The sequence below is a fragment of the Bartonella sp. CL70QHWL genome, assembly GCF_042194855.1.
Lineage (GTDB): Bacteria > Pseudomonadota > Alphaproteobacteria > Rhizobiales > Rhizobiaceae > Bartonella.
Genome location: NZ_JBHINJ010000031.1, coordinates 2,501 through 8,127, shown reverse-complemented (window position 1 = coordinate 8,127; position 5,627 = coordinate 2,501). Strand labels below are relative to the sequence as shown.

At 45.0% G+C, this 5,627-nt stretch carries 3 tRNA genes and 2 rRNA genes; all 5 read right to left on the bottom strand.

Annotated elements, in window-relative coordinates:
- Positions 1-1,568: 1,568 nt before the first annotated feature.
- The 5 genes from ACFIJZ_RS08860 to ACFIJZ_RS08840 all read right to left on the bottom strand — a co-directional run bounded on the left by ACFIJZ_RS08860 (position 1,569) and on the right by ACFIJZ_RS08840 (position 5,596).
- A tRNA-Met gene (locus ACFIJZ_RS08860) sits at positions 1,569-1,645 on the bottom strand.
- Positions 1,646-1,753: 108 nt separating this feature from the next.
- Positions 1,754-1,868 (bottom strand): 5S ribosomal RNA (gene rrf / locus ACFIJZ_RS08855).
- 66 nt (positions 1,869-1,934) lie between these two features.
- Positions 1,935-4,749, bottom strand: a 23S ribosomal RNA gene (locus tag ACFIJZ_RS08850).
- Positions 4,750-5,191: 442 nt separating this feature from the next.
- Positions 5,192-5,267 (bottom strand) — tRNA-Ala (locus ACFIJZ_RS08845).
- Between the two features lie 252 nt (positions 5,268-5,519).
- Positions 5,520-5,596 (bottom strand) — tRNA-Ile (locus tag ACFIJZ_RS08840).
- Positions 5,597-5,627: the final 31 nt, after the last annotated feature.

Here is a 5,627-nt window from a genome sequence, read left to right as displayed (position 1 = left end):
CGCTCAAAAAAGGATTTTGAACTAATCAATCTCAAGCCTCGCCATGCGCGTTTAACTTTTAATGCCGCCCATTCTCTCTCAATTTATATTTTAGAGCTCATGGATCAGCCATAATAAAAAACCATATCACGACTACCAGCATTTTCTTGTGCCATTTTTAATGCCTAAAAGGCATTAAAGGGGGGGGACTGCTGCTTCTACCCTACAAAACCAAATATTTCTATAGCATGACAGAATGAGTAATCACACCGCTCTATGGTTCTCCTCTTCCCCGCGTTTCTAGGCTCCGCTTCTAAAGTCAGTGGCAATTTCTGTAAATGCAAAAGCCGCCCTTAAGGATGGCGAATGAGGATGGTGCAAAAGTATTGCCTTGATTATTTTTTTTAAGAACAAACTAGCTGGTGTACTATTTTTTGAAAGCTCTCGTGCAGAAATATTATGATGGAGAAGCTAGTCATTATGATAAAAACACAAGTCTTAACTCCGTAAAGAGAGAGAATCTGAGTTTAGATTTAATTCCTACAAAGCCTTTATGCGCGTAAATTACGTACCTATACGTTCTTCCCCTACCCTACTTAATTTTATAATAAGACAGCTCCGTATAAAAAACAGCACTATTCTTACATACCATAGCCATTTTCTCTTTACAGGCTTTCTGCTATCAACATAACACTTTACCCTCTTAAAACACTGTTTGCAAAAGGTTTGCATCATTACAATGATCATAGGCATAGGCTTGCTACCCCAAAAAGCTTGCTAGGTAAAAATCCGCCTTAGTATTTAGTGATATAGATAGTGTAGATGTTCAAGGAATTGTGTACAGTTTTTTTGTTACAAAAAGTTGCAGATTGTTTTGAGGATGAAGATATACAGGTACACATAGAACAAAGGGAGGGATGATATTAAAATCCAAGAGAATCTGAGTTTAGATTTAGTCCTTGCGCGCCCTTTAAGTGCGTGGCATTACGTACCTATACGTTCTTCCCCTACCCATTTTGCTTCCAGAGGTGCATGATGATTAGTCGCATGCCCCTTCTTATTTGGTTTTTTATACGTGAGAAGAGTTGCAAGTGATGAGCATGGCATTCCCATGCGTTTAGACGCTACAACAGGTTTCCTCCTGCTTTTATTTTCAGAGATTGATGATATTTTTGTTTTCCAGTACTAAGAAGAGCTTTTAGATTTATTGTTTTAGAGAGAATAAAGCATTCTCTACCTGCCTCTGCCTACCACTGCTTCATTAGCGGCATACCCCTTAGTCCTATTGCATTCTTTTACGGGATGAGAAGACATCCGATCCAGCTCCAAAGCCGCTCCTAGGTCTTGGTGCGTTTAAGGGCCACTAGGTTTTTTACTGTTTTGATAAAGCTTCTATGAGAAAAGTGTAGCAGGAAGGGGAACTTACGTAGGTAAATTACTGACTTTTCCTAGTAGAGGGGAAAGTTTGAGTAAAGACTTATTCTATAACATTTTGCATTACGTGCATTATTATATTTTCACGCGATATTATGTGCGTATTGTCATGTTTAGAGGTCATTTGATTTTTATGGAATTATTAGTTGGAACATTGGTTGCGGGGGCAGGATTTGAACCTGCGGCCTTCAGGTTATGAGCCTGACGAGCTACCGGGCTGCTCCACCCCGCGTCATATATTTTAAGACAAGATTTTTTTATTGTCTACTCTGAGTATTGAGCATTGATATTTATCGTTATATTTTTATTTTTGAATTGTTATCTATCATGCCTTTAGCAGACCTGGCGGCGACTTACTCTCCCGTGCCTTAAGACAAAGTACCATCAGCGCTGGAGCGTTTCACGGCCGAGTTCGGGATGGGATCGGGTGCGTTCACTCCGCCATAACCACCAAGTCAGCAAAAAGCATGAATGATGAGAAGCTGGAATTTTATATTTTTGAATGAATATGGGAAATGAGAACGATCAAGTCGATCGAACGATTAGTATCAGTAAGCTTCATGTGTTACCACACTTCCACACCTGACCTATCAACGTGGTGGTCTACCACGGTTCTCAGGGAATACTCGTTTTCAGGTGGGTTTCCCGCTTAGATGCCTTCAGCGGTTATCCCTTCCGTATATAGCTACCCTGCTATGCGGCTGGCGCCACAACAGGTCCACCAGAGATACGTCCATCCCGGTCCTCTCGTACTAGGGACAGATCCTGTCAATATTCCTACACCCACGGCAGATAGGGACCGAACTGTCTCACGACGTTCTGAACCCAACTCACGTACCGCTTTAAATGGCGAACAGCCATACCCTTGGGACCTGCTCCAGCCCCAGGATGCGATGAGTCGACATCGAGGTGCCAAACAACCCCGTCGATATGGACTCTTGGGGGTCATCAGCCTGTTATCCCCGGCGTACCTTTTATCCGTTGAGCGATGGCCCTTCCACACGGGACCACCGGATCACTATGACCGTCTTTCGACTCTGCTCGACTTGTCAGTCTCACAGTCAGGCAGGCTTATGCCATTGCACTCAACAAACGATTTCCGACCGTTCTGAGCCTACCATCGCGCGCCTCCGTTACTCTTTAGGAGGCGACCGCCCCAGTCAAACTACCCACCATACACGGTCCCGAATCCGGATAACGAACTGCGGTTAGACATCCATATCGGTAAGGGTGGTATTTCAAGGATGACTCCACAAAGGCTAGCGCCCCTGCTTCAAAGTCTACCACCTATCCTACACATACAGACACAAATGCCAGTGTAAAGCTATAGTAAAGGTGCACGGGGTCTTTCCGTCTAACCGCAGGAACCCCGCATCTTCACGGGGAATTCAATTTCACTGAGTCTACGTTGGAGACAGCGGGGAAGTCGTTACGCCATTCGTGCAGGTCGGAACTTACCCGACAAGGAATTTCGCTACCTTAGGACCGTTATAGTTACGGCCGCCGTTTACTGGGGCTTCAATTCAATGCTTGCACATCTCCTCTTAACCTTCCAGCACCGGGCAGGCGTCAGACCCTATACGTCGTCTTGCGACTTCGCAGAGCCCTGTGTTTTTGGTAAACAGTCGCTACCCCCTGGTCTGTGCCACCCTCTAACGGTTGCCCGCTAAAGGGTCACGCTTCTTCCGAAGTTACGCGTGCAATTTGCCGAGTTCCTTCAACGTAGTTCTCTCAAGCGCCTTAGTATTCTCTACCAGTCCACCTGTGTCGGTTTGGGGTACGGTCTATATGTGGGAGCTATTTCCTGGAACTGCTTCACTGCAAGATCAATCCAATAAGATCTTACAATATACGCAATCCGTCACTACCCACAGGTCCACGAATATTAACGTGGTTCCCATCGACTACGCCTTTCGGCCTCGCCTTAGGGGCCGACTCACCCTGCTCAGATTAACTTTAAGCAGGAACCCTTGGACTTTCGGCGAGGGAGTCTCTCACTCCCTTTATCGTTACTCATGTCAGCATTCTCACTTCCGATACCTCCAGGAGCTCTCACGAGTCTCCCTTCACAGGCTTACGGAACGCTCCGCTACCACTTACTCCATAAGGAGTAAATCCACATCTTCGGTGTATGGCTTTAGCCCCGTTACATTTTCGGCGCAGGGACCCTTATTTAGACCAGTGAGCTGTTACGCTTTCTTTAAATGGTGGCTGCTTCTAAGCCAACATCCTGGTTGTTTTGGGATCCTCACATCCTTTCCCACTTAGCCATAACTTGGGGACCTTAGATGGTGGTCAGGGTTGTTTCCCTCTCCACGACGGACGTTAGCACCCGCCGTGTGTCTGCTAGTTAGTTCTTCCAGGTATTCGGAGTTTGGTTAGGTTTGGTAATCCGGTGAGGACCCCTAGCCCATCCAGTGCTCTACCCCCTGGAGAATTCGACTAACGCTCTACCTAAATAGATTTCGCGGAGAACCAGCTATTTCCGAGTTTGATTGGCCTTTCACCCCTAGCCACAAGTCATCCCAATCTATTGCAACAGATACGGGTTCGGCCCTTCAGTAAGTGTTACCTTACCTTCAGCCTGCTCATGGCTAGATCACTCGGTTTCGGGTCTAATCCAACGAACTGAACGCCCTATTCAGACTCGCTTTCGCTACGCCTACACCTACCGGCTTAAGCTTGCTCGTTAGACTAAGTCGCTGACCCATTATACAAAAGGTACGCCGTCACCCAGAACGAATCTTGGGCTCCGACTGTTTGTAGGCATTCGGTTTCAGGTACTATTTCACTCCCCTTGTCGGGGTACTTTTCACCTTTCCCTCACGGTACTGGTGCGCTATCGGTCATGCACGAGTACTTAGGCTTGGATCGTGGTCGACCCATGTTCAGACAGGATTTCACGTGTCCCGCCCTACTCTAGGACTTAAATCAGATTTACGTATACGGGACTATCACCCACTTTGGTACGACTTTCCAGTCGTTTCTACTTTTCTTAATTCAAGCCACTGGCCTGGTCCGCGTTCGCTCGCCACTACTAACGGAGTCTCGTTTGATGTCCTTTCCTACAGGTACTTAGATGTTTCAGTTCCCTGCGTTTGCTTCTTACACCCTATTTTATTCAGGTGTAGATACCTTTATTAGATGACTAGAAAACTAAACTGTCTTTTTGCAAAAACAGCTTAATTTTTCTAGCCACCAAAGGTGGGTTGCCCCATTCGGAAATCTACGGATCAAAGGGTATTCGCACCTCCCCGTAGCTTATCGCAGCGTATCACGTCCTTCATCGCCTGTGCATGCCAAGGCATCCACCAAATGCCCTTAAGACACTTGATCGTTCTCATTGCCAATATTCATTCACGGTTTGTCTGCTTCTCTTTATCTTGTGCAAAATAAAGCGCAAAACAAACCAAATATCAGCAGAAAAGACCAGCTTCTCGAGATATATTCAATGGCGCGGTTAAGCTTCCAATCATAAGCAAGGGCTTTGAGCATTCCCTTGCGACACAATGTCTCTCTTTTTAAATTAAGATTTCCTCTTCGGAAGAAAGGCTTTTCTTTCAGGATCTTTTTTAAAGATCTGTTTTCAAAAACCTTTTTTTGACAACAAGCATTTTCCCAAGAAAGTATTTTTCTTAAGCTAAAAACTTGTGCCTCAGAAGGAACCTTAAAAAAGGAACATGTCTGAATATATCTTCTCTTCACAATTTCAATAGAACAAGCAAAAGATCACTGGACCTTTTACAAAGACTGTTCTTACAACATGATGATGACCTAATGGTGGAGCCGGACGGGATCGAACCGACGACCCCCTGCTTGCAAAGCAGGTGCTCTCCCAGCTGAGCTACGGCCCCTAAATAATGCTCTTTCAAATCAACCTTAACCAGATTTATCAACTTGAATTACCTGTACTATTTTGATTTGTATCATTTAAATTTACCTGTACCACTAAGGGATTTTAAAAGCCTCTTTGAAAGCTTAATAGGATAAATTTAACAAATAATCTTTGGATGATAAAATAAAATCCTTAAAAATAAACAAAGATCGAAAAGTCTTTAATACACTAAAGCTTCATACTCTTGGATAAGCAAAAAACGAGCATAAATTGGTGGGCCTGGGAGGACTTGAACCTCCGACCTCACGCTTATCAAGCGCGCGCTCTAACCAACTGAGCTACAAGCCCTCCGGGATAAACCGGAAAACCTTCCCCGGCA